The following is a 23,152-nucleotide window of genomic DNA, read 5'->3' on the forward strand; positions in this document are numbered from 1 at the left end:
TCCGCCGAACGGGTTCGCCGGGCTCAGTTCGCCGCGGCCATGTCGAACCTGGCGATCCTGTTCGGCGTGAGCAGGCCCATCCAGACCTTCCCGGGTTCGTGGACGTGTGGGCATGCTGAACTGGGCAATCTTCCTGGTATCGAGCCTCGCGCGCCGCGACAGCCCGGAGTTCGCGGTCCTGTGGGAGCGGCACGACGTCGCCGTCCGCCGCGACGACCGCAAGCGCATCGTGCACGCGAGCCTGGGCGTCGTCGAGGTCAACTGCCTCAACCTGTTCAGCGAGAACGGCCGCCAGCGGCCGGTCTGGTTCACCCCGCCGTCGGCACCGACTCCTTCGAGCAGCTCGAACTGCTCTCCGTACTCGGCACACAGGACCTCTCCGAGATGTAACGAACAGAGGGAACGCGCGGAAGGGCTACCCTGGAATCGTGCCCGCCGCCAATCACCTGCTCCGCGTCGCACGTGAGGCGACCGCATCGCGCGTCACTCCGGCCAGTCACATGACCCGCGACGAACTGGCCGCGGCCGTGCTGGCCTGGCTCGCGGACCAGGATCCGAACCGGGCTTACGTTTTCGACGGAAACCACGTCGGCAAGCTGGAACGCGGTGTGGTCAAACGACCCAGCGCCCACATTCGTGCCGGGCTGCGCGCGGTGCTCGGCGCGTCGGACGCCGAACTGGGCTTCGCACTCGGCAAATGCCCCGACGAAGCCGAACGCCTCACGCTCGCCGCCGCGCAACCCCGCCGCGTCGACCAAGCCGCTCTCCGTACCGTGGCGGGACTCCTGGCGGGACTTCGACGGCTCGAAGACCAAACCAACGCGGCAACGGTGATGCCGACCGCGCGAAGTCACCACGACCTCGTCATCCGGCTGGCGAGCGGCGCCCGCGGAAACGTCCGCCCGATCGCGGTGGGACTGGCGTCCGAGTTGAGTCAGTATCTGGGGTGGCTGTCGATCCCGCAGGGCCGATGGGACGACGCGTCCCGTTACCTCGACCAAGCGGTGGTTCTCGGGTTGGAAGTCGACGACCCGCTACGGGTGTCCACCGCTCTCTCGTTCAAGGCCTATCGCGGGCTGCGGACCGATGACATGGCGACCGCCGAAGCGCTCAGCGCGGCGGCCTACCGCGACAGCCGTGTCCACCCGGCGCTGCGCACTTACTGTGCCTACCAGCGAGCCGAGGTTCTGGCCAAGGACGGCGAGAGGCAGGCGGCGGTCAAGCAACTCACCAAGGCCGACGGAATGGTCGACAACCTCCCTGACGAGCGCCTTCCGGATTCCGGCTACTGGTACATCCCGTCCTTCTTCCTCGGGCAGAAGGGTTTCGTGCTGCGCGCACTCGGCGACCACGCCGCCGCGCGAGAAGCGGGACGCGCGTGTCTCGAAACCATGCCCGCCGGATGGGCGAATTCGGAATGGGCGCGACGTCGGCGCGAACTCGCCGAGACCGGGTAACCCCTGCGGCGTCCTCCCCCATCTTCCCCCGCGAGTTCCCTCCAAGCCGGGCAACCGATCAACGACGCTGTGTACCGGGCCGGCACACGCGGCCCGGAGAGTGAGCAGTGATGGCCCTGAGCGCGATGATCTATCTCGACCCCGAGAAGATTCACCCCGGGGTGGATGGCGTGTGGCATCACACTCGGCTGACCTGCGTCCCGTCGCCCGGCGACCCGATCACCATGCTGTGCGGGATCTTGGCGGCCGCCGAATTCGAACAGGTGGACCGGCGCGACACGCACGGCGTTCCGCGCACCTGCTGGAACTGCGATTACCTCTACCGCCACGAGCACGGTATCGACATCTGGCCCGGCCACCCCGCTGTACCCAGCCGGTCGGCACCACACCCACGCAATCGACCCTGAACATCCACAATGGACGAGCAACCTTGACCCAGCACCTCACCCCGGCGGCCGTCGCACTGGGACTCGGGCTCCGCGCCGCTCGCACCCACCGCGAGATCGGCGTGCGCGCCCTCGCCACGGCACTGGACATCGAACCCGCCGTCGTCTCCACCGTCGAACTGGCCACACGACGTCCCAAGATCGAATACGTCATCCACGTACTGGGCTTCCTGAGCGTCACAGGTGCCGAATTCCACCGGCTGGTGGAGCTGGCCCGGCATGTCACCGATCCGAACTGGCTCGAATCCGGACCGGTGGAGTATCCGGCGTTGCGGCTGGAGTACGAGCAGGCCGCCACCACTATCACCGAATGGGCGCCCGTCACGGTGCCGGAGCCGGTGCAGACCCCCGACTACGCGCGAGCACTACTGCACGCGGGCATGTTGACCGGAGACGAAGTCGATGGAGGCGTGATGCTGCGCCTGGCCCGCTCAGCCACCCCTGGCACCGCCAACACCACCTACACCGTGCTGCTCGGAGACCCCGCGCTCCAGCACCGTTTCGGCACCGCGTTCGCACTGCGCGAACAACTGCGCCATCTGCTGGACCTGGCCGGGCAGCGCCGGATCGACGTGCGGGTCGTGCCCACCGCCGGCGACTGGCATCCCACCATGATCGCGCCCTTCGCCGTCTACGAGTTCGAGAAGCGCCTCCCGCTGGTCACGCTGGCCCATCACTACGCCGACGCCTACCTCACCGAGCAGGCCCCGGTCGCCCGCTATCGGACCTCGATGGAGCACCTCATGGCCAAACGCGCCCTCGGCGCGGACGACTCGCGGGAGCGGATCACGGCGGCGCTGACCTCACTCGGGTGAGCGAACATGTTCGTCACGAACTTGTTCGGAACGAACATGTTCGTTATCATGGAGGCATGGCACCACACCCCGAGTCCACGCCCAGTCGCCGGGAGCGCCCGGCGAAACCCGCGCTGACCAGGGCGGGCATCGTCGCGGCCGCGGTCGGGCTGATGAGCACCGAGGGACTGGCGAAGGTCACCATGCGCCGGCTGGCACAGGAACTCGACACCGGTCCGGCCTCGCTCTACGTGTACGTCCGCAACACCGCCGAGCTGCACGCGGCGATCCTCGACGAACTGCTCGGCACGGTGGACCTGAGCCCGGCCGGCACCACCGGCGACTGGCGGGACCGGCTCGTCCGCGTCCTCACCTCCTACACCGCCGTCCTGTTCGAGCATCGCGGCCTCGCCCCGTCCGCGCTGGTGGCACGACCGTCGGGAGAGCACTACCTCGCGTTGGTGGAGGCGGTGCTGGCCCTGCTCGACGAGGGAGGAGTCCCGGCGGACCAGGCGGCCTGGGCCGTGGACCTGCTGTTGCAGTTCGCGACGGCGACCGCGGCCGAGCACGCCCCCCACGACCGCGCCCCCGGCGCCGAGAAGGCGGACATGACGACGCTCGCGACGGTGCTCCGGACCGTTCCCGCCGCCACGCATCCCCGTATCGCGGAACTCGGCGAGGATCTGCTGTCCGGACCGGGTGAGGCCCGGCTGGACTGGGGCTTTCGCGTGCTGCTCAACGGAATCCCACGCACTCCCCGGCCGGCGTGACGTCCCGAAGGCTCCCTTGAAGACGCTCAACCCCTTCAGGACACGACGCACCCCCGGAAACCCCGCGGCGAGCGGGTCGGCCACGACCCGTGCCCGCCCACTTCCGCTCGGATCGGCAAAACCCAGGAGGACCTCATGACTACTCATCACCCCATCGCGGTCATCGGCGCGGGCCTCGGCGGCCTCACCCTCGCGCGCGTGCTGCACGTCAACGGGATCGAGGCCGCCGTCTTCGACCTCGACGCGTCGCCGACCGCCCGGCACCAGGGCGGCATGCTCGACATCCACGAGGAGTCCGGGCAGGCCGCGCTGCGCGCCGCCGGGCTGTTCGACGCGTTCCTCGCCCTCGTCCACCCCGGCGGCGAGGCCACGCGCGTCCTCGACAAGAACGCCGTGGTCCACTACGCGGACGACGGCGAGGGCGGCGGCCGCCCCGAGGTGAACCGGCGCGCGCTGCGCGACCTGCTGCTCGGTTCCCTGCCCGAGGGCACCGTCCGGTGGGGCGCCAAGGTCACCGGCGCGCACCCGCTGGGCGACGGCCGCCACGAGGTGACACTCGCCGACGGGAGCACGTTCACCACCGGCCTGCTGATCGGTGCGGACGGCGCGTGGTCCAGGGTGCGCCCGCTCGTCTCCCCGGCCACCCCGGTCTACTCCGGACTGTCCTTTGTGGATATCACGCTCGCGGACGTGGCGGTCCGGCACCCGGAAAGCGCCGCGCTCGCCGGTGGCGGCATGCTGTTCGCGGTCGACGACGGCCGCGGCATGTTCTCCCACCGCGAGCCGGACGGCAGCCTGCACGTCTACCTCGGACTGAAGACGCCGCCGGACTGGGCCACCTCCGGCACCCTCGACTTCGCCGACACCGACACGGTGAAGTCGAGGCTCCTGACGGAGTTCGCGGACTGGGACGAGCGGCTGCGTACCCTCGTCCGCGACGCGGACGGCGCGCTCGTCCCGCGGCCGATCCACGCACTGCCGGTCGGGCACGCCTGGGAGCGCACGCCCGGCGTGACGCTGCTCGGCGACGCCGCCCACCTCATGTCACCGTTCGCCGGGGAGGGCGCCAACCTCGCCATGCTCGACGGCGCCGAGCTCGCGGCCGCGCTCGTGGCACACCCCGGGAATCACGAAATGGCTTTGACCGCCTACGAAAAGGCGATGTTCCCGCGTGCCGAGGAGGCCGCCGCCGAATCCGCCGCCAGCCTCGTCATGTGTTTCGGCGAGGACGCGGCCGGGAAGCTGGCCGCCCTGATGAGCGGGAACTGACCGGGTAACCCGCCAGGCGCTGTTCCAGGCCGTGGATCAGCGCGGACAGGCCGACGTCGAAGGCCCGCTCGGCGTCTTCGGACGGGCCGGTGGCCTGGTCGTGGATCGAGCCGATGACCAGGTACTCGATCGCCCGCACGACGGGCACCAGGTCCTCCTCCGGCCAGCCCGCCTCGCCCAGCGCGGCGAACACCTTCTCGTAGGCGGCCAGCACCGCGGGCGAGCGGACCGGCTGCGCCGTGAGCAGCGGGACGACGTGGGGGTGCGCCGCGAACGACGCGCGGTAGGAACGGGCGACGCGATCGCAGGCCAACGTCCAGGGACGCAACTCCGCCGCGCCGAGATCCATGTCGGCGGTGAGCAGTTCCCGCAGGCCCTCGATGATCTCGTCGCGTCCGGAGACGTGGTTGTACAGCGACGGCCCCCTGACGCCCAGCTCCGCGGCGATCCTGTTGGTGGACAAGGCGTCCGGGCCGTGCTCGTCCACCAGCCGCAGTGCCGCGCGGAGGATGCCGTCGCGGGACAGCAGCGTCTGTTTCGGTCGTGCCATGGTCCGTCCTGAGGGGGTTGTTCCTCGGCCCCGGATAGCCTACCGTCCCTAAACTAGAGGTTCTAGTTTAATGAGGCGGTGGTCCGGTGGAGTACAGCGAATACCGACGGTTCGACGCGGTCGGCCTCGCCGAGCTGGTGGCACGAGGCGAGGTCTCCCCCGCCGAACTGCTGGACGTGGCGATCGCCCGCGCCGAACAGGTCAACGGCTCGCTCAACGCGATCGTGTACCCGATGTACGAGCTCGCCAGGAAACGCGCCGCCGCCGAGCTTTCCGGGCCGTTCGCCGGGGTCCCGTTCCTGCTCAAGGACCTCAAGCAGGACTACGCCGGGGTGCCGACCGGCAGCGGCTCCCGGTCCCTGCGGCACCGGCCCGCGAGCACGCACAGCGCCACCGTCCGGCGCTGGCTCGACGCGGGACTGGTGATCTTCGGCAAGACCGCGACACCGGAGTTCGGGTCCAAGGCGATCACCGAGTCGGCCGCGACCGGCGCGACCCGCAACCCGTGGCACCTCGGCCACACGCCCGGCGGCTCGTCCGGGGGTTCCGCCGCCGCGGTGGCCGCGGGCGTCGTCCCGGTGGCGGGTGCCAGCGACGGCGGCGGGTCGATCCGCATCCCGGCCGCCTGTTGCGGGATCTTCGGGCTCAAGCCGGGACGCGGGCTGGTGCCCTGCGGCCCCGACAGCGCCGAGTCCCTGCACGGGGCCGCCACCGACGGTGTCCTGTCCCGGAGCGTGCGCGACACCGCGGCCATGCTCGACGTGCTGACCCGGCGGCCGGATCCCGGCGGCCCGTACCTCGCGGCCGTTCCCGAGACCCCCTACGCCGAACTGGCCCGGCGCGAGCCCGGCAAGCTGCGCATCGGCTACACCACCTACTCCCCGCTCGGCACCGAGGTCCATCCGGAGGCCGTCGCCGCGGTCGACGACGCCGCCGCCCTGCTCACCAAGCTCGGGCACGACGTCGAGCCCGCCGACCCCGGCACCGACGGCGCCCAGCTGGCCCGCGACTTCCTGACCATGTGGTGCGCGTCGTCCGCGGCCACCATCGCCGAGATCCAGCGCACCACCGGCGCCCCGGACAGGGACTTCGAGCTGGACACCCGGCTGCTGGCCGCGGCGGCCATGGCGACCCGCGCCCCCGAGTACGTCGCCGCGCACCAGCGGTGGAACACCCACACACGGGCGCTCGCGGCGTTCCACGAGAACTACGACCTGCTGCTCACCCCGGCGCTCGCGCGGCCACCGGTGCGCATCGGCGAGCTGGACACCCCGCGCCCGCTGCGGTACGTGGGCGAGCTCCTGCTCCGGCTCGGCCTCGCCGGGCCGCTCGCGAAGACGAAGGCGTGGCACAACACGGTCATCGCGAACCTGGCGCCCGTCCCGTTCACCCAGCTCGCCAACCTGACCGGCCGCCCGGCGATGTCGGTGCCGCTGCACCGCACCGCGACCGGGCTGCCGCTCGGTGTCCAGTTCGTCGGCGGGCTCGGCAGCGAGCCGGTGCTGCTCGCGCTGGCCACGCAGCTGGAGGCCGAGCAGCCATGGGCGGACGCGGAACCCGAGTTCTGATCGGACTGTCCACAAGGGACAGATTCGCCGCGCGGGTCAGGCGGACCCGGCGCGGGCGGGCGTGAGCGAGGTCAGCACCGCCTCGGTGATCAGGTCGGCCAGCTCCCGCGCCGCGCCGTGGGAAACCATCCGTCCCGGGGTGACCGCGGCGGCCAGCACCGCCGCCGCGGTGTGGCAGGTGTCGACGTCACCGGTCAGCGTCGGCGCGTGCAGCGCGGCGCGCAGCAGCCCGGCCGCGGCACACGGCGCGGTGTGCGCGTCGTCCTCGGTGAGCACGGCGAGCGAGCCGTCGGTGCCGCCGGGAAGGGCGCCGAGCAGGTCGATGACCGCGTCCGCGCCGAAAACCGTCTGGTGCAACGGGAAGATCGCGTCGTCGGCGGCGTTCCACAGCGTGATGTCCCGGACGTTCGAGGCGATCAGCAGCGCGGCGAGACCCGGCAGTCGATCGGCGCCCGCGAGCACGACCCTCGCGTCGCGCGGCGCGCGTCCGCGCCGGGCGAGGGTGGCCAGCAGCATGCCGGCCAGCGCGGTCGCGGCGGCGTCCTGGTCCGAGAGCACGAAGCGCCCGGTGGCCTCCCGCAGGCGTGCCGCCGCCGAGGCCGCTCCCGTGCCGGGATGGGCCAGCAGGACCGCGCCGTACTCCGCGGGCAGCGCGGCGCCCCGGTCCGCGGCGGCGAGCACCCTGGCGGGAGTCCTGGCCAGCCCGCTGATCAGTTCCGCGTACTCGCGCGCCGGGGATTCCGCGGCACCGGGATCGCACACGACGGCGATCCGCCGGGTTCGCTCACCGCGCATGGACACCGACCTTGCCGGGGGAAGTCACCACGGTTTCATGATGTGCAGAGTTGAAGAAGTTTGCAAGTGCCGGGTACTGCGAGAAGAGCCACAACGGCCACGCCGAGCGCGGGTCAGCCGCCCCGGGTGTCGGACTTCCGCGTTCGCGGCCCGGCCGCCGGGGTGCGCAGATCGTCGAGCAGCTCGACCTGGCCGGACAGCACCCCGGTGAGGATGCGGCGCGCCACTGCCAGCAGCTCCGCCACATAAGGGCTCGTCAGCGAGTAGTAGACACTCGACCCTTCCTTGCGGGTCGTCACCAGGCCCGTACGGCGCAGCACCGCCAGCTGCTGTGACAGGTTCGCCGGCTCGATGCCCACCTCCGGCAGCATCTCCGCGACCGCGTGCTCCCGCTCGGACAGCAGCTCCAGCACCCGGATCCGCGCGGGGTGCCCCAGCGTCTTGAAGAAATCAGCCTTGAGCTGGTAAAGCGGCCTGCTCACCGACACTCCTCCCGGAGAGTGCACCGCCCGGCACGGTGTTCAACACTTGCCAACCTTAGCAAGTTCTAAACAACCTACCGACCGGCCGCGCCCGCTACCGGGACTTGAAGATCCGGCCGACACCGACCGCGAGGCTCAGCGCCAGCGCCCAGCCCGCGATGATGAACCCCGAGGATACCCAGGCGGCGGCACCGGTCGCGATCCACAGATCCCGCTGCTTCAGGTTCACCACCGGCAACAGCAGATCGAGGGTGTACAGGATTTCGCTCGGTCGCGTCGAACGATCCCGTGGATACAGCTGCTCCGCCCCGCTGAACGCCTTGAAGGTGATCGCCCCCGCGACCTGCAGGGCCAGAAGCCACCACAGCACCTTCAGCGGCCGGTATCCGTATTGGACGGTCCACCTCGACAACATGCCGAGCAGCCGCCAGAGCCAGCCGACCAGGCCACGCCGGGCAGCACGCCGTGCGGTCTCCCCCGCCACCGCCACGGTGATCGCTTCGTCGTCGAGACCCGCGGTGCGGTAGGCGTCCGCGAGCTGGGAATAGACCTTGGGCATGTAGCGGCTGTTCCGTTTCAGCCAGTCCAGCCGGTCGGTCACCGACGGAGCACCCGGCTCGTCCTGGGGAAGCGGAAGAGTCACATACACGAAGTCGTACAACCGCACGCTCTCCGGCCAGTTGGCCTCGCGGTCGTCCAGGCGCGCCACACTGGCCCGGCACAGATCGACCTCGTTGGACGGGCGGTGCTTGAAACGCAGGGTGAGTGTTCTGGTGACCTGCACTCCTTTCAGAATCAGCGCTTCCTTGTGGGTACCGGCCAGTTCGGCCTGGGTGAAATCGAGGTCACCACCGATCTGCGCCCCGCGCAGGGAGACGGTGCCGTCGGCGTGGAAACCCTCGCCGAACTCCGCGGACTGCTTGACCGTGATCCGTTCACCGGCCAGTGCCCGCGCGCGATGGGTGAAGGTCCCACCGGTGCAGCGAAGCCGGCCCCCGATCCGCGAGTCGGTGATGTCCACTTCCCCTTCGGCCACGAAGCCGTCATCGAACAGCGCGTCACGCGTGACCGCCAGTCCTTTCGCGGTCAGGGCCCCGTCACCGGGATTGATGAAATGCGCTCCCGAGCACCGGAGCGAGCCCATGATGGCCGCGTCGCTGAGCACCACCTCGCCGACCGAACGGAATCCTTCCCCGGTCACCAGGCAACACAGGTTCACGTCCCGTTGCACGGTGAGCCCGGTCGCGTCGATGACCACGTCCGCCCCGTTGTCGAGCTTCCCACCCTCGCACCACAGGTTCCCGCCGACCTTCGCACCGGCGAGGAGTATCTTCCCCTTGAGGTCGAATCCGCTCTGGCAGATCATGTTCTGATCGATCGAGGCGCGGGCCAGGTCGAGCGCGACACCACCGACCTTCCGGAAAGTGCCGCCGGTGAGTTCCAGTCGCCCGCCGATCGCGCACCCGGTGAAATCCACCCCACCGTCCACTGAGGACCCCTCGGTCAGCTTCACGTCCTGATCGACGTGCGCTCCGCTGAGACTGAGCGCGACACCGCCGGGGTTACGGAACCGTCCGCCGGTACAGGTCAACTGCCCCTTGATATGCGCACCGGCGAGCCGGATGGCGCCCACCGCGCGGAAGCCGCTTTCCCAGCAGACACTCTCTTCCACTTCGAGATCGCCAGCCTCGAGCGCCACACCGCCGGGATTGAGGAAACTGGCGTCATTGCACTCGAACTGCCCACCCACCCTGGTCCCGACGAGACTGACCGGGCCCGCGGCCTGGAAGCCTCGCGAACACCGCAGAGCCTGATCCACCCGCAGCCCGTCCGCGAGCAGCACCGGGCCGCGCCGATGGCGCAGCCGCGTGCCTTCGAAGTCCACCTGCCCTTTGACATGCGCCCCCGCGAGGCTGATACCTCCGTCGTCCGTACATTTGCGGACCTCGAAGCCGAAACTCGTCTGCAGTTGCTCGGCCTGGATTCCGGACAACCGGCACCGGAGGAACCCCATGGCGGGTGCTTGCGCCTGACGTAGATTCACGGGCTTGTCGAATCGGCACTTCACGAACTCGACCGGGAACAACACCTTCCCGGATTCGAGGTCCACCTCACCAACGATGACCGTGTTGCGTACGACCAGTTTCCGGCAGTCCCGTCCGGAAACCTTCGACAGGAGCACATGACAGAGGACCGTTGCCGACAGTTTCTGCGCCTCGCCGTCGAAGTCGACCGGGCCGCCCGCGGTGACCGCGTCCCACAACCTGGCTTCGTTCCCGGTCAATCCCACTCGTTCGATCATCGCCCCTCCGTAAGCACCCGCGATCTTCCCCATTCGTTCTGGAGTCGACGACGAATACGCTCCGTTAACCACAGGAGCGCGGTTCACTCGGATGCGGCGGGCTCGCGATGTGTTCGATACCGGAAAGAGTCCGTTTCGCCGTGCGGGGCTCAGCGCAACGCGATGAGCCCCGCACGGGTGGGACGGAACCCGCAGGCGCCGAAATAGAAATCCCGGAGGTGTTCTTCGAAGTCGACGTGCACCCACTCGCACCCCGCTTCGGCCGCACCGGCCACGGCGCGCCGCACGAGTTCGGTGCCGATCCCCCGGTGCTGGTGGTCGGGCCGGACCTTCGGGTCGAGCAGGAAGGCGTGGTCGCCACCGTCCCACGCGACGTTGGCGAAGCCGACGAGTTCCCCGCCGGGCTCCCGGCCGGTCACCCAGCCGAGGCTGTGCGTCCTGATCCGATCCCACCAGCCCGGCTCGGCCGTGCCGCCGTGCGAGCGGGTCAGCGCGGTCAGTTCGTCGTCGGCGAGCCGGGCCCGCCAGCCGTAGTCGATCTTCATGGTTCCATGGTCCCGGTGGGGGCCAACGGTTTTCAGGCCGCGGCGACGACCCGGCGGGGCCGCCACAACAGGACGACGACCGCGAGCCCGGCGAGGCTCGGCAGCACGCCGGTGACGCCCAGCAGTGTCGGCAGGATCCTCCGCCCGTACTCCTCCATCAGCAGGTTCAGCACGGCGAGCCCGCCGCCCAGCACGAGCAGCGTCACCGCCACCGCGCGCGTCCCCCGCTTCCCCGTCCGGACCATCCACGCGACGAGCAGCCACGACAGCACGCCGAGGCCGCCGAGTACGTACAGGTAGGTGGCGACGACGGACTGGTTGCCGGCGACCCTCTCCGGCGCGATCCAGCCGTCCTCGACCTCGTGCAGATGCCGCAGCAGGGTGTCGTTCCCGACGACGACGGCGAGCGTCGCGACGACGGTGAGCGCCAGCCCCACGTAGACGGCCGTCAGCACGCGTCGATCCACGGTCCCGGTCATGATGCGTCCCCCGATTCCCCCGCAGGACTATCCTCCTGCGAGCAAGAGTTTGAAATACTGAACTTGAGACACAGTATCTCAAGTTTGAGAGGACGGGCAAACGTGAACCAGGGCACACCCCCGCCGGGCACCGGCCTGGCCCGGCGCAGGCGCCGCCTGTCGGACGAGGAAACCGGGCAGCGCATGCTCCAGGCGGCGACCGCGATGGTCACCGAGACCGGGCTAACCGTGAGCCTGGACCACATCAGCCTCGAGGACGTCATCCGCGACGCCGGGGTCTCCCGGAGCGCGGCCTACCGCCGCTGGCCGTACAAAGACCTGTTCTTCAGCGATCTGCTCAAGGAACTGGCCAAGGGGACCAGCCCGGAGATCGGCGCCAACCCGGAGGCGCTCGCCGCCATCGGCCGGGTGCTCCTCGACCGGCTCGACTGGATCGAGACGCCCGAACGCCGTCTCGCCGTCGCGGCCGAAGCCCTGCGGCACGGCGCGCTCGACGAGTTCGAGATCTTCCACCGGTCCACCCAGTGGCGCACCTACTTCGCGTTGCACGCGACGTTCCTGAGCCTGCCCGACGGGGACCTGCGCGACGAGGTGCAGAGCGCGCTCGCGACGTCCGAGAAGACGCTCATCGCCGGGATCGCGACGGCCTACCGCCAGGTGACGACGCTGCTCGGGCTCCGCCCGCGGCCCGAACTCGACGCGTCCTACGAAACGGTGGCGACGCTGGCCACCGCGACCATCCGCGGCCTGATCCTGATGGCGCCCGCGAACCCCGGGATCGCCGAAACACGCTTCCGGGCCAACCCGTTCGGCGCACCGGAAGCGGCCGAATGGTCGCAGCCCGCGCTCGGCATCGCCGGGGTCGTGCTGACGTTCCTCGAGCCCGACCCCGAGGTGGTCTGGGACGAAAAACGCGCCGCGACCGTCCGCGAGCTGCTGATCTCGGGAGACTGGGCACGAACCTGACACCGCGGCGGGCTTCGCCCGGCCGAAACGGTGGACAGGACGCCCGCCCTCGTGTTGCGCTGTGACCCGAACCGGGCACTGGGGAGTCGGTCACAACAGAACAGGAGCGGACGCTGAGCCTCTGGGAGTACCTCCGCGAGAACTGGATCGACGTCGTCAACGACGCGATCCTGCATGTGGACGTGACCCTCGCGGCGATGGCGTTCGCCGTGCTCATCGGGGTGACGATCGGTGTGCTCACCTACCGGCGGCCGCTGTTCGCCGCGATGGCGACCACGACCACCGCGGCGTTCCTGACCATCCCGTCGATCGCGCTGCTGGGCATCCTCATCGGCCCGTTCGGGCTCGGGATCACCAACGTGCTGTTCGCGCTCGTGCTGTACGCGCTGCTGCCGATCACGCGCAACACGATCGTCGGGCTGCGCGGGGTGGACGCGGCGATCGTCGACGCGGGCGAGGGCATGGGGCTGGGCCGCGCGCGGCTGCTGTGGCGGGTCCGGATGCCGCTGGCGTGGCCGGTGATCCTGTCCGGGATCCGGGTCTCGACGCAGATCACCATCGGCATCGCCGCGATCGGCGCGTACGTGAAGGGGCCGGGACTGGGCAACCAGATCTTCGACGGCCTCGGCCGGTTCGGCTCGGTCAACTCGCTGAACCAGGTGCTGACCGGGACGCTCGGCATCGTCGTGCTGGCGCTGCTGTTCGACCTCGCGTTCGCGGCGCTGGGAAAGCTGACCACCCGGCGCCGCCGGCCGGCCGTTCCCGCCGCCGCCGGGAGTGAAACCGGTGGCAGGCCGGGGGAAACGATCGAGCTCGACGGCGTCGGCAAGCGGTACCCCGGGCAGTCCGCGCCCGCCGTCGACAACCTCACGATGCGGATCCCCGCCGGGGAGATCGTGGTGCTGACCGGACCGTCGGGCTGTGGCAAGACGACGACCATGCGGATGATCAACCGGCTGGCCGAGCCGACGTCCGGGCGGATCACGGTCGGCGGCACGGACGTGTCGGCGCTCGACGTCGACGAGCACCGGCGCGACACCGGGTACGTCATCCAGCAGGTCGGCCTGTTCCCGCACCTGCGCGTGGCGGGCAACATCGGCGTGGTGCCCCGGCGGCTCGGCTGGACACGCGGGCGCGTCGCCGCCCGGGTCCGCGAACTCCTCGCCGTGGTCGGCCTCGAACCCGAACACGGTGGCCGGTACCCGCACGAGCTTTCCGGCGGCCAGCGGCAGCGGGTGGGGGTCGCGCGGGCGATGGCCGCCGATCCCCCGGTCATGCTGATGGACGAGCCGTTCGGCTCCACCGACCCGATCACCCGTGCCCGGTTGCAGGACGAGTTCCTTCGCCTGCAACGGGAAGTGCGCAAGACGATCGTCTTCGTCACGCACGACTTCGACGAGGCGGTGAAGGTCGGCGACCGGATCGCCGTGCTGCGCCCCCGTTCGGTGCTCGCGCAGTACGGCACGCCGGAGGAGATCCTCGCCGCGCCCGCCGACGACTACGTCGCGAGTTTCATCGGCGGCGGGCGGAACCTCAGGCGGCTCGGGCTGATCCGGCTGCGTGAGATCGAACTCGGCCCGGTACCACGGGTTTCGGACGCCCCGCGGTCGCTGCCCGCCGACGCGACGCTGCGAGACGCGCTGGACGCCATGGTGCGCGACGGCGGCACCGAGGTGCTGGTGACCGACGGGGACCGGCCGCTGGGCGTGTGCGATCTGCCCGCCCTGCTCAGGGCGTTACGCCCGGCGGAGGACACTCCCCCGCTCGTCGTCGAGCAGCACGAGCCCGACGCGGATTCCGCCTCCACCGAACGGGAAACACCCCGCCGCCGGTGGCTGGGCCTGCTCGTGCGGCCCGTGCTGCTGGCCGCCGGGATGCTGGCGTTGTTCCTGGTGATGCGCGCGCAGCCGATCGACTCGATCGAAGCGCGCTACCTCAACGGTCAGGAGATCCTCGCCGAACTCGGCGCGCACGTGCGGCTTTCGCTGATCTCCACGCTGTTCACCGTGCTGCTCGCGGTGCCGCTGGGCATCCTGCTCACCCGGCGGTCGGCGCGCTGGCTCAAGCCGTTCGGGCTCGGGCTCGGCAACCTCGGGCAGGCCATCCCGTCCATCGGGCTCGTGGTGCTGCTCGCGTTGTGGACGGGTACCGGCACGGTGACCGCGGTGACCGCGCTGGTCGTCTACGCGACGCTTCCGGTGCTGCGCAACACGATCGTCGGCCTCGACGGCGTCGACCCCGCCGTCACCGACGCGGCGCGCGGCATGGGCATGTCGCGCACCGCGGTGCTGTGGCGCATCGAGCTGCCGCTGGCCGTGCCGGTGATCCTCGCCGGGATCCGCACCGCGCTGGTGCTCACCGTCGCCAGCGCGACCCTCGCGACGTTCATCGACGGCGGCGGCCTCGGCGGCGGCCTCGTGGCCGGGATCGGGCTGTACCGCCCCACGCTGAGCCTGACCTTCGGCCTCGTCGTCGCCGCGCTCGCGCTCTTCGCCGACTGGCTCGGCCTCGTGGTCGAGGAGTTCCTCAAACCACGCGGCGCCTGACCCACACCCGAGAAGGAGCTTCTCCCATGCGCAAGCCCCCACGCCCGATCGCCACCGTGCTCGCGCTCGTCGCGGCCCTGTCCCTGCTCGGCGGATGCACGATCGGCAAGGACTCCGGTGGCCCGCAGGTCGGCGAAGGGTCCATCAAGAAGATCGACGCGCTGAACGGCGTGCAGCTCAAGGTCGGCTCGAAGGAGTTCGACGAACAGCTGCTGCTCGGGCAGATCGCGCTCGTCGCGTTGCAGGCGGCCGGGGCGAGCCCGCAGGACAGGACCAACATCACCGGGTCGAGCAACGTCCGCCAGGCGCTGACGACCGGCGCCATCGACCTGTACTGGGAGTACACCGGGACCGCGTGGATCAGTTTCCTCCAGCAGACCAAGCCGATCAGCGATCCGCAGGCGCAGTACGAGTCGGTCAAGAAGGCCGACGAGGCCAACAACCTCACCTGGTGGGCCCGCTCCCCCGCCAACGACAGCTACGCGATCGCGGCCAACCAGAAGGCCCTGCGGGAAACCGGGGTGAAGACGCTGTCCGACTACGCGGCGCTGGTGAAGTCCAACCCGGCCGCCGCGTCGACCTGCATCGGCCCGGAGTTCAAGAGCCGCGACGACGGGTTCCCCGGCATCGAGAAGACCTACGGCTTCGACCTGCCGGCCGCGCAGGAACATCTCGTCAACGACGCAGTGATCTACCCGACCGTCGGCAAGGGCGACACCTGCGGGTTCGGCGAGGTCGCCTCGACCGACGGCCGGGTCGCGGGACAGCAGCTGACCGTACTGGAAGACGACAAGCACTTCTTCCCGATCTACAACCCGGCCATCACCATCGCCACTCCGCTCGCGCAGAAGTACCCACAGCTCGAACAGGTTTTCGCCGGGATCGCCGCGAAGCTCGACACCAAGACGCTGACCGACCTGAACAAGAAGGTCAGCGTCGACGGGCAGAAGCCCAACGTGGTGGCCCACGACTGGCTGAAAGCCGCCGGTTTCATCGGCTGAGCCAGGACCACCCCGGGCCACAATCCACAATGGACTGTCACGCACCCGGCCCGGAAACCTCGGTGCGCACCCGGAGGCCGAGCACCGGCGGGAGGTCCCGGGCGGCCGGGACCTCGTGGAGCGCGTCGACCGCGGCGCGGAACGCCGGGTACCGCGCGGCCAGCGTGGCGATTTCGGCCTCGGTGGCGGGCAGTGCCGCGGCGGCGAGCAGCACCCGGATCTCCGCGGTCACGCCGCCACCTCCGCCACGACCGGCGGCGTGCGCAGATGCCAGCCGGTGACCCGTTGGTACGCCTCGCCGACCCGGACCAGCTCGGCCTCCGCGTACGGGCGCCCCGCCAGCTGGAGCGACAGCGGGAGCCCGTCGGCGGTGAAGCCCATCGGCACCGCCAGCACCGGATTGGCCACCCCGTTCCAGTAGGGCGTGGTGAGCAGGCGGAACAGCACACCGCTGTCCGGCACGCCGTCGGGCCCGGCCAGCTCGTCGACGTGGGGCGCGCCGCCCGAAGCCGTCGGACACACGATGACGTCGACCTCTCCGAAGATCCGGTCGACCGCCGCCTGGGCGATCCGCCGGACCCGTTGTGCCTGCACGTAGTCCGCGCCGCTGACGAACGCGCCGTTCGCCACCTCGCCCCGGAATCCCCTGCCGTACTCGTGCCACCGGCGCGACAGCCCGCCGCGATGGTGGGCCAGGGCCTCACTCGTGATCACGGCCACGACCGCGGTCGTCAACTCCGCCCGATACGGCAGGACGACCTCGCGCACCGCGGCGCCCAGCCCGGACAGGACAGTGAGCGCGGCCGAGAAAGCACCGTCCAGCGCGGGATCCCGCCCGTCGGGGAAATGTCCTTCGCGGACCACGCCGATCCGCAGACCGGTGAGATCGCCGTCGAAGTCCGGGCAGTGGAACGGCGCGGACGCGCACTCCGGGTCGACGGGGTCCGGCCCGGCGAGTACCCCCAGTACCGCCGCGCAGTCCCGCGCGCTCCGCGCCAGCGGGCCGATCCGGTCGACGCTGTAGGCCAGTGGCACGCACCCGGTCCCCGGCACCCGGCCGTAGGTCGGCATCAGCCCGCTGACGCCGCAGAACGCCGCGGGCATGCGGATGCTGCCCGCGGTGTCGGAACCGAGCCCGGCCAGGAACATGCCCGTCGCCACACCGATCCCGGTGCCCGAACTCGACCCGCCCGCCCAGTGGTCCGGCCGCCAGGGGTTGCGCGGCAACGGAAACGGGTCGCGCTCCTCCGGCAGCCCGCAGCCGAACTCCATCGTGGTGGTCTTGCCGGTGAGGACCGCGCCCGCCGCGACGAGCCGGGTGACGACCGTGGCGTCCCGGCCCGCCCACCACGCGCGGTCGAGCACCCGGCTCTGCGCGGTCGTCGGGCCGCCGGCGGCGGCGAAGACGTCTTTGACGCCCACCGGAATCCCGTGCAGCGGGCCGCGATCCTGCCCGGCGGCGAGTTCGGCGTCGGCGCGGGCCGCGGACTCGCGGGCGGCTTCGTCGAACCGCCGCAGATAGGCGCCGTACACCGGGTCTCCGCGATCGGCGGCGGCGATGGCGGCTTCGAGCAGGCCGGTGCTCGTGACGGTGCCCGCGCGCAACGCGGCCGCGGCGTCGGTCAGGGTGTACGGGTGCGGGGATGTCGTGCTGATGGCTCGGCTCCAATCCGGACCGGGACGAACGGGTCCCGTGAACAGGGTCGGCACCAGCCTGCGTTCTCAACCTCGGTTGAGATCAACCCCCGGCGCTCAGCGGGACGAGGCGAGTCGTGAATCCGCTGTCGTGGCGGGCACGTCACCGTCGGCGGGGCCCCCGACGAGCAGCATCGCGGCCCGACGCCGATCCAGCGTCAGCGTGCCGGTGGCCGTGCGGATCCCGATCCGGTCGCCCTCGGGCGCGAACTCCAGCTCGGCGCCGGGCACGACCCCGGCCTCGTGCAGCGCGCGCAGGAACGCGACGTCCTCCTGGATCCGTTCGCTGATCCGGTACAGCCGGGCCCGCCCGCTGGGCGCGGCTTCGGCCAGCGCCCGCACCCCGCCCGGTTCCGGTGCCTGCCCGGCGGTCGCGTCGAACTCCGCGAGCCCGGGAACCGGTGCGCCGTAAGGGCTGTACCGCGGCTTGCCGCACAGTGCGAAGATGCGGCGCTCGGCCTGTTCGGACATCACGTGCTCCCAGCGGCACGCCTCGACGTGCACCGTCGCCCAGTCCAGCCCGATCACGCGCTCCAGCAGCACCTCGGCGAGCCGGTGCTTGCGCATCACCCGCACCGCGCGGCGCCGCCCTTCGGCGGACAGGACGAGATGGCGGTCGTCGTCGAGTTCGAGCAGGCCGTCACGCGCCAGCCGGGAGACGGTCTGGCTCACCGTCGGCGGGCTCTGGCCGAGCCGGTCCGCGATGCGGGCGCGCAGCGGGACGACGCCGTCCTCTTCCAGCTCGTAGGCCGCCTTGAGGTACATCTCGGTGGTGTCGATCAGGCCTTCCGCAGTCATGCGTCCAGCCTGCCACCTCAAGCTAACTTGAGGTCAAGGGAATTCCCCCGGATGTCAAGCACCCGAACGGCTGGGCTCCGGGAGCACCACGCCCGCGCGGAAGTACGGGCACTCGTGCAGCGGTCCCTCCTGCCGGCACAGCAGCAGGTGGCGCAGATAGGTCCGCGCGGCGATCAACCGGTCCATCTGCTCCTCGAGCACGTCGATCCGCGCGGCCACGGTCTCCCGCCAGTCGCGGCCCTCGGCGGGACCGGCCTGTACGACGGCGATGTCGTCGAGGCTCAGCAGCCCGAGGTCACGCCACAGCCGGATCTGCGCGACGCGGTACAACTGGTCGCGGTCGTAGTACCGCCAGCCGGATCTCCGGTGCGAACTGAGCAGCCCCCGGCGCTCCCAGTAGTGCAGGGTCGAAGCGGGCAGATCGAAGTGACGCGTGACGGTACTGATCGGGACAGGCTCCATCGGTTCATTGGACCGCAGGCCGAGCCCATTTTGCAAGGTTAGGCTAACCTAAAAGTCTGCTATTGTCGTACCATCCCCGTACGCTCCCCGCATGGGAGACATCGTGGTGTCCATGTCGGTCTCGCTCGACGGGTTCATGGAGGGGCCGGATCGCGACATCGGCTGGCACCGGGTCGACGAGGAACTGCACACCCACTTCAACGACCATCTCCGGACGATGGGCGCCTTCCTCGACGGCCGGGTCACCTACGAGCTGATGGCGGGGTACTGGCCGACGGCCGACACGGCCCCCGGCTGCACCGCCCCGGAGGCCGAGTTCGCCGCGATCTGGCGTGACATGCCGAAATACGTGTACTCGCGGACGCTGGCGCGGGCGGACTGGAACACCACCGTCGTGCGGGAGGTCGTCGCCGACGAGGTCAGGGCGCTCAAGGAGCGGACGAGCGGCGATCTGGCGCTCGGTGGCGCCGAACTGACCGCGACCTTCCGGCGGCTCGGACTGGTCGACGAGTACCGCGTCTACGTCAACCCCCTCCTGCTCGGCCGCGGCAAGCCGTTGTTCGCCGCTTCGGACACCGGGGACGAGCTCGAACTCGCCGAGACCCGCGCCTTCGGCAACGGCGTCGTCCTGCTGCGCTACCGCGTCACACCCCGGCGACCTCACGCCTGACCTGGTCGAACTCCGCCGCCATGGCTTCCGACAGCGCCTTCGCGGCCGAGAGCGGCCGGACCATGACCATGAAGTCGTCGATCAGGCCGTCCGCATCGGTGTGCAGGAAGTCGCAGCCGGTGATCTCCTTGCCCGCCACCGTGGCCCGGAAGACCAGCGCGTGGTCGGCGCCGTCGCCGAATTCGCGCACGTAGCGGAAGTCCTCGAACACGCGGAACACCGCGCGCAGGATCGCCGCGGTGAGCGGCTTGCCCTCGTAGGGCTTGAACGCCACCGGGCTGGTGAACACGACGTTCTCGGCCAGCAGCGCGGCGATCGCCTCGTGGTCGCCCGCCTCGACGGCGGCCCGGAAGGGGTGGCTACCATTAGTCATAAAATTGACTATAGTGCTTTGTGACTATCACACAAGGGAGGCCGGGACCGGATGGCTCTGCGACACGCCGTACTCGCGGCGCTGCTGGACGGGGAGTGCAGCGGATACCAGCTGGCCAAGGCGTTCGACGTCGGCGTCGCGAACTTCTGGCACGCGCTGCCCCAACAGCTCTACCTGGAACTGGCGAAGCTGGAGAAGGAGGGCCTGGTCGCCGGCCGCCAGGTCATCCAGGAGACCCGGCCGAACAAGCGGCTGTTCACCGTCACCGGCGCGGGCGTCGACGAGCTGGCGCGGTTCGCCGCCTCGCCGGCCAAACCGTCGTTCATCCGGGACGACCTCATGGTGAAGGTGCAGGCGGCCGACGCGGCGGGCGCGGACGAGGTGATCCGGCAGCTCGACGAGCGGGTGCTGGTCGCCGACGCCAAGATCGAGGTCTTCGGCAAGCTGCTGCGGCGGATGCGCGGCGAGCTCGACGAGGAGACGTTCCTGCGCGAGGGCGCGCGCGTCGGGCCGTACCTGACCTGCCTGCGGGGCCGCGAGTTCGAGGCCGGGCACCGCGCCTGGTGCGTCCGGGCCGCGGCGGTGCTGCGCGCGAGGGTGGCCGCCGGTGTCCGCTGACGACCGGGTGTTCGCCCGCTACGTAGCCCTCGGCGACAGCCAGACCGAAGGACTCAACGACGGCGACGACGTCCTCGGCTACCGGGGCTGGGCCGACCGCCTCGCCGAGCGGCTGGCGACCGCCGCGCCGGACTTCCGCTACGCCAACCTCGCCGTGCGCGGACGGCTCGCCCACCAGGTGCGCGCCGGGCAGCTCGCCGCGGCGGTCGGCCTGCGGCCGGACCTGGCCACCGTGCTGGCCGGGATGAACGATCTCATCCGGCCGCGGTGCGATCCCGCCGCCGTCGCGGCCGAGGTCGAGCGGATGTTCGCCGGGCTCACCGGGATCGGCGCGACCGTGGTCACCGTGGCGCTGCCCGACCCCGCCCGGCTCGTCCCGGCGGCCAAGCCGCTCAGCGCGCGGGTGACGGACTTCAACGCTCGGGTCCGGGCCGCCGCGGCGCGGCACGGGGTGCTCGTCGTCGACCTGTCCGCCTACCCGGTCTGCACCGACCCGCGTCTCTGGAGCACCGACCGGCTACACCTCAACGCGCTCGGCCACGCCCGGCTCTCCGACGCCGTCGCGCACACCCTCGGCCTCCCGGGCAGCGACGATTCCTGGTCGATTCCCCTTGCCCCGCAAGAAAAACCGGTGCCCTGGCGGCGCGCGGCCACCGAGCTGAGCTGGGCGGCGGGTTTCCTGGGGCCCTGGCTCGGACGGCGGCTGCTCGGCCGGTCGTCCGGGGACGGGCGCACCGCGAAACGGCCCGAGCTCGCCCCGGTGTCCCCGCGCTGACCCGGCGGGCTCAGCGGGCCGCCAGGTCGTCGGTGGCCTCCCGGCCCGCCTCGGTGGCGCGCCGGAGGAACCCGGCGAGCAGGTCGAGCTCGGCCTCGGAATACCCGGCGCACAGCCGGTCCATCGCGGTGTTCATGCCCGCGTAGAGCCCGAAGATCTCGGCGGTGCGGTCACGCACCGCGCGCACCGTGACCGCCCGCCGGTCGGCCGCGTCCGGGTCCCGTTCGCGCACGATCCAGCCGCCGCGCTGGAGCCGGTCCAGGATGCCGGTGACCGTCGCCGGGTGCAGCCCGGCCCGCCGGGCCAGCGCGCTCGGGCTCAGCGGGCCGTCCGCGCCGATCAGCGCGAGGCAGTCCAGATCGACGTCCTTGAGCTCCAGCCGCACGCCGACCTGGTGGTTGAGTAGCGAAAGCTGTCTGCGCAGCTCCCGCATCGACTCCTTCACGGCCACTGTGGACCGTCGCCGACGCGCGGCGGCCGTACGCGGAGAAGATGTGGGACTCATCTGATATGCGCTCCGTACTGTCCGGGTCTCTTCGCCAGGGTAACGGGACGGCCGCGCGTCCGGGTTAGAGTGTCGGGCGAGACCGGGAGGCGCCGTGACAACGCCGGAGGACACTCCGCTCCGCCGGGTACTTCCCTTGTACGGCGCCGGATTCGTCACCGCGTTCGGCGCGCACGGCATCGCCGCCGGGCTCGGCGGGTACCTCGGCGGCGCGCACGCCTCCCTGCTGACGCTCGGCATCCTGCTCGCGGTGTACGACGGCGCCGAGGTCGTGCTCAAGCCCGTCTTCGGCTCGCTGGCCGACCGGATCGGGCCCCGGCCCGTCCTGCTGGGCGGGCTGGCCGCCTTCGCGGTGGCGTCCGCGGCGTTCGCGCTCGCCGACGACCCCGCGCTGGTCGGGCTGGCCCGGTTCGGGCAGGGCGCCGCGGCCGCCGCGTTCTCCCCCGCCGCGAGCGCGATGGTCGCCCGGCTCTCCCCCGCGTCCCGGCACGGCCGCGCGTTCGGCCGGTACGGCGCGTGGAAGGGGCTGGGCTACACCCTCGGCCCGGTGCTCGGCGGGGCGCTGATCGCACTGGGCGGGTTCGCCCTGCTCTTCGCCACACTCGCCGTGCTCGCCGCCGCCGTCGCGGGGTGGGCCGCGCTCGCGGTGCCCGCGGCCCCGCCGCTGCCCCGTACTCGCCAGACGCTGCTCGACCTCGCCCGTCGCCTGGCCCGTCCGGGTTTCCTGCTGCCGACGCTGACGCTCGCCGCGGCCACCGCCGCCGTCGCGACCGGGGTCGGTTTCCTCCCCGTCCGGGGCGCGGCCACCGGCCTCGGCCCGCTCGTCACCGGCGTCGCGGTCTCGCTGCTGGCGGCGGCCGCCGCGCTCGTCCAGCCGTGGGCGGGGCGGGCCAGGGACGCCGGGCGCCTGCCGGACCGGATCGGGACGACCGCGGGCCTGGTGCTCGCCGCCGCCGGTTTCGTGGTCGCCGCCGCCGTTCCCGGGGTCGCCGGGATCCTGGTGAGCGCGGTCGCGATCGGCGCCGGCACCGGGCTCGTCACCCCACTCGCCTTCGCCGCGCTCGCCGCGGGAACCCCGCCCGAACGGCTCGGCCAGACGATGGGCAGCGCGGAGGTCGGCCGCGAACTCGGGGACGCGGGCGGCCCGCTGCTCGCCGGTGGTGTCGCCGCGTTCGCCGGGCTCGGCGCCGGGCTGGCCACCCTCGCCGCGGCGCTGCTCGCGACCGCCGCGATCACCGCCGCCCGGCGGAAAACCACCGTCTAGCGCACGGTGTCGGAATACCGAC

Annotated in this window: 26 protein-coding genes; 14 read left to right on the forward strand and 12 right to left on the reverse strand. The window is 71.2% G+C overall.

All coding sequences use genetic code 11. The features are described from left to right. Window positions 1–112: 112 nt before the first annotated feature. From ABD987_RS32885 to ABD987_RS32910, 6 genes are all read left to right on the forward strand, one after another. Entirely contained in the window at window positions 113–466 is a 354-nt protein-coding gene (locus ABD987_RS32885; protein WP_345403030.1) for an MmyB family transcriptional regulator, read from the forward strand. Beyond that, entirely contained in the window at window positions 429–1,457 is a 1,029-nt protein-coding gene (locus ABD987_RS32890) for an NsdA family TPR-like regulatory protein (protein ID WP_345403032.1), read from the forward strand. The genes ABD987_RS32885 and ABD987_RS32890 overlap by 38 nt, the downstream gene beginning before the upstream one ends. A gap of 110 nt (window positions 1,458–1,567) precedes the next feature. Continuing rightward, a complete protein-coding gene (locus ABD987_RS32895) occupies window positions 1,568–1,864 on the forward strand; it encodes a hypothetical protein (protein ID WP_345403035.1) in 297 nt (98 codons plus the stop codon). A gap of 23 nt (window positions 1,865–1,887) precedes the next feature. After that, the gene (locus ABD987_RS32900; RefSeq protein ID WP_345403038.1) at window positions 1,888–2,718 is read left to right on the forward strand and encodes a DUF5753 domain-containing protein; all 831 of its coding nucleotides are present in this window, start codon (window positions 1,888–1,890) and stop codon (window positions 2,716–2,718) included. Window positions 2,719–2,774: 56 nt separating this feature from the next. After that, a complete protein-coding gene (locus ABD987_RS32905; protein ID WP_345403041.1) occupies window positions 2,775–3,467 on the forward strand; it encodes a TetR/AcrR family transcriptional regulator in 693 nt (230 codons plus the stop codon). 135 nt (window positions 3,468–3,602) lie between these two features. Further along, window positions 3,603–4,736, forward strand: a complete 1,134-nt coding sequence (locus ABD987_RS32910; RefSeq protein WP_345403044.1) for an FAD-dependent oxidoreductase — start codon at window positions 3,603–3,605, stop codon at window positions 4,734–4,736. Here ABD987_RS32910 and ABD987_RS32915 read toward each other — a convergent pair. Next, the gene (locus ABD987_RS32915) at window positions 4,678–5,286 is read right to left on the reverse strand and encodes a TetR/AcrR family transcriptional regulator (protein WP_345403047.1); all 609 of its coding nucleotides are present in this window, start codon (window positions 5,284–5,286) and stop codon (window positions 4,678–4,680) included. The genes ABD987_RS32910 and ABD987_RS32915 overlap by 59 nt on opposite strands. An 86-nt stretch (window positions 5,287–5,372) precedes the next feature. On the opposite strand from ABD987_RS32915, the gene ABD987_RS32920 reads away from it, so the two are divergent. Then, on the forward strand, window positions 5,373–6,854 hold the full coding sequence (locus ABD987_RS32920) for an amidase (protein ID WP_345403050.1): 1,482 nt from the start codon (window positions 5,373–5,375) through the stop codon (window positions 6,852–6,854). Between the two features lie 36 nt (window positions 6,855–6,890). Here ABD987_RS32920 and ABD987_RS32925 read toward each other — a convergent pair whose 3' ends face one another. From ABD987_RS32925 to ABD987_RS32945, 5 genes are all read right to left on the reverse strand, one after another. After that, window positions 6,891–7,649, reverse strand: coding sequence for a hypothetical protein (locus ABD987_RS32925; RefSeq protein ID WP_345403053.1), 759 nt, complete (start codon window positions 7,647–7,649; stop codon window positions 6,891–6,893). 113 nt (window positions 7,650–7,762) lie between these two features. After that, window positions 7,763–8,131, reverse strand: coding sequence for an ArsR/SmtB family transcription factor (locus ABD987_RS32930; RefSeq protein WP_345403056.1), 369 nt, complete (start codon window positions 8,129–8,131; stop codon window positions 7,763–7,765). Window positions 8,132–8,225: 94 nt separating this feature from the next. Further along, entirely contained in the window at window positions 8,226–10,433 is a 2,208-nt protein-coding gene (locus tag ABD987_RS32935; protein ID WP_345403059.1) for a hypothetical protein, read from the reverse strand. Between the two features lie 149 nt (window positions 10,434–10,582). Beyond that, window positions 10,583–10,978, reverse strand: a complete 396-nt coding sequence (locus ABD987_RS32940; protein ID WP_345403062.1) for a GNAT family N-acetyltransferase — start codon at window positions 10,976–10,978, stop codon at window positions 10,583–10,585. A gap of 32 nt (window positions 10,979–11,010) precedes the next feature. Then, window positions 11,011–11,457 (reverse strand): hypothetical protein, encoded by a 447-nt coding sequence (locus ABD987_RS32945; RefSeq protein WP_345403065.1) that lies wholly within the window; start codon window positions 11,455–11,457, stop codon window positions 11,011–11,013. Window positions 11,458–11,559: 102 nt separating this feature from the next. Between ABD987_RS32945 and ABD987_RS32950 the strand changes: the two genes are divergently transcribed. The 3 genes from ABD987_RS32950 to ABD987_RS32960 all read left to right on the forward strand — a co-directional run bounded on the left by ABD987_RS32950 (window position 11,560) and on the right by ABD987_RS32960 (window position 15,970). Next, entirely contained in the window at window positions 11,560–12,423 is an 864-nt protein-coding gene (locus tag ABD987_RS32950) for a TetR/AcrR family transcriptional regulator (RefSeq protein WP_345403068.1), read from the forward strand. A 197-nt stretch (window positions 12,424–12,620) separates the two neighbouring features. Beyond that, window positions 12,621–14,969 (forward strand): ABC transporter permease subunit, encoded by a 2,349-nt coding sequence (locus tag ABD987_RS32955; RefSeq protein ID WP_378214229.1) that lies wholly within the window; start codon window positions 12,621–12,623, stop codon window positions 14,967–14,969. 26 nt (window positions 14,970–14,995) lie between these two features. Continuing rightward, window positions 14,996–15,970 carry a glycine betaine ABC transporter substrate-binding protein gene (locus tag ABD987_RS32960; protein ID WP_345403074.1) on the forward strand — a complete coding sequence of 325 codons (975 nt, stop codon included), beginning with the start codon at window positions 14,996–14,998 and terminating at the stop codon, window positions 15,968–15,970. A gap of 37 nt (window positions 15,971–16,007) precedes the next feature. Here the strand turns inward: ABD987_RS32960 and ABD987_RS32965 are convergent, their stop codons facing one another. The 4 genes from ABD987_RS32965 to ABD987_RS32980 are packed head-to-tail and all read right to left on the reverse strand — an operon-like array spanning window position 16,008 to window position 18,925. Next, complete coding sequence (locus ABD987_RS32965; RefSeq protein ID WP_345403077.1) at window positions 16,008–16,202, reverse strand: hypothetical protein; 195 nt, start codon at window positions 16,200–16,202, stop codon at window positions 16,008–16,010. Further along, entirely contained in the window at window positions 16,199–17,680 is a 1,482-nt protein-coding gene (locus ABD987_RS32970; RefSeq protein WP_378214221.1) for an amidase, read from the reverse strand. The genes ABD987_RS32965 and ABD987_RS32970 overlap by 4 nt, the downstream gene beginning before the upstream one ends. Window positions 17,681–17,722: 42 nt before the next feature. Beyond that, a complete protein-coding gene (locus ABD987_RS32975; RefSeq protein WP_345403080.1) occupies window positions 17,723–18,463 on the reverse strand; it encodes a metal-dependent transcriptional regulator in 741 nt (246 codons plus the stop codon). Between the two features lie 54 nt (window positions 18,464–18,517). Further along, window positions 18,518–18,925, reverse strand: coding sequence for a MerR family transcriptional regulator (locus ABD987_RS32980; protein ID WP_345403083.1), 408 nt, complete (start codon window positions 18,923–18,925; stop codon window positions 18,518–18,520). A 91-nt stretch (window positions 18,926–19,016) separates the two neighbouring features. Here ABD987_RS32980 and ABD987_RS32985 point away from each other — a divergent pair, with 91 nt between their 5' ends. Continuing rightward, window positions 19,017–19,595 carry a dihydrofolate reductase family protein gene (locus ABD987_RS32985; RefSeq protein ID WP_345403086.1) on the forward strand — a complete coding sequence of 193 codons (579 nt, stop codon included), beginning with the start codon at window positions 19,017–19,019 and terminating at the stop codon, window positions 19,593–19,595. Here the strand turns inward: ABD987_RS32985 and ABD987_RS32990 are convergent. Then, window positions 19,570–19,968, reverse strand: coding sequence for a nuclear transport factor 2 family protein (locus ABD987_RS32990; protein ID WP_345403089.1), 399 nt, complete (start codon window positions 19,966–19,968; stop codon window positions 19,570–19,572). The genes ABD987_RS32985 and ABD987_RS32990 overlap by 26 nt on opposite strands. Window positions 19,969–20,019: 51 nt before the next feature. Here ABD987_RS32990 and ABD987_RS32995 point away from each other — a divergent pair, with 51 nt between their 5' ends. Both ABD987_RS32995 and ABD987_RS33000 read left to right on the forward strand, forming a co-directional pair. Next, complete coding sequence (locus ABD987_RS32995; RefSeq protein WP_345403092.1) at window positions 20,020–20,586, forward strand: PadR family transcriptional regulator; 567 nt, start codon at window positions 20,020–20,022, stop codon at window positions 20,584–20,586. Further along, entirely contained in the window at window positions 20,576–21,361 is a 786-nt protein-coding gene (locus ABD987_RS33000; protein ID WP_345403095.1) for an SGNH/GDSL hydrolase family protein, read from the forward strand. The genes ABD987_RS32995 and ABD987_RS33000 overlap by 11 nt, the downstream gene beginning before the upstream one ends. Window positions 21,362–21,371: 10 nt before the next feature. On the opposite strand, the gene ABD987_RS33005 is transcribed toward ABD987_RS33000, so the two are convergent. After that, window positions 21,372–21,866 carry a MarR family transcriptional regulator gene (locus ABD987_RS33005; RefSeq protein ID WP_345403098.1) on the reverse strand — a complete coding sequence of 165 codons (495 nt, stop codon included), beginning with the start codon at window positions 21,864–21,866 and terminating at the stop codon, window positions 21,372–21,374. A 94-nt stretch (window positions 21,867–21,960) separates the two neighbouring features. On the opposite strand from ABD987_RS33005, the gene ABD987_RS33010 reads away from it, so the two are divergent. Continuing rightward, on the forward strand, window positions 21,961–23,130 hold the full coding sequence (locus ABD987_RS33010; RefSeq protein WP_345403101.1) for an MFS transporter: 1,170 nt from the start codon (window positions 21,961–21,963) through the stop codon (window positions 23,128–23,130). The last annotated feature ends 22 nt before the right edge of the window (window positions 23,131–23,152 follow it).

The sequence above is a fragment of the Amycolatopsis samaneae genome (assembly GCF_039541975.1).
In the GTDB taxonomy this organism is placed as follows: Bacteria; Actinomycetota; Actinomycetes; order Mycobacteriales; family Pseudonocardiaceae; genus Amycolatopsis; species Amycolatopsis samaneae.